1 protein-coding gene is annotated in these 502 nt (G+C 47.2%); it reads left to right on the top strand.

All coding sequences use genetic code 11. The annotated features are described in order from the left end of the window. Positions 1 to 205: 205 nt before the first annotated feature. The coding region (locus tag KVT36_RS31545; protein WP_254640281.1) for a helix-turn-helix domain-containing protein at positions 206 to 502 on the top strand (297 nt) is incomplete at its 3' end.

Genomic DNA, 502 nt, shown 5'->3' with positions numbered 1-502 from the left:
AGTGAACCAGTTATTCCAGACCAAAGTGAACCACCCTGGCGGCAGTGTTTATTCATTTGGCAGATTGGATTCCGGAGTAAAGTGAACCACTCTTATCGGTTAGCCACCTGTCATTCCGGCACAAAGTGAACCACTTATAAAGCGCTTACAAGTAGCATATCTATTCAGCAAGCCATTGCTTTGCGGTAAAAATTACCGGATCGTGATGGCTAACAAGGTTATAGAGATGCACATTGTACGCAGTATTATACAACAATCAGCACGTAATTATTCAGAGCGGCAGATCGCCCGCCAGTTAAATATCTCCCGTAATACAGTACGGCATTACATTCAACGGTTTAAAGCTACTACCTACACCTGGGAGCAGCTATTGGAGCTGGAGGATGCGACCCTTTGTGAGCTGGTCTATGCCCCGGCGGAGCTCCCAGTCAAGGATGAGCGGCGGCAGTTTTTTGAGGAGCGCGTAAGTTATTTTCTGGCCGAACTTAAACGTACAGGCGTC

The organism is Chitinophaga sp. GbtcB8, assembly GCF_019091455.1.
GTDB lineage: Bacteria > Bacteroidota > Bacteroidia > Chitinophagales > Chitinophagaceae > Chitinophaga.
The sequence above is the reverse complement of the archived record's forward strand: the minus strand, read 5'-3'. Positions and strand labels throughout refer to the sequence as shown.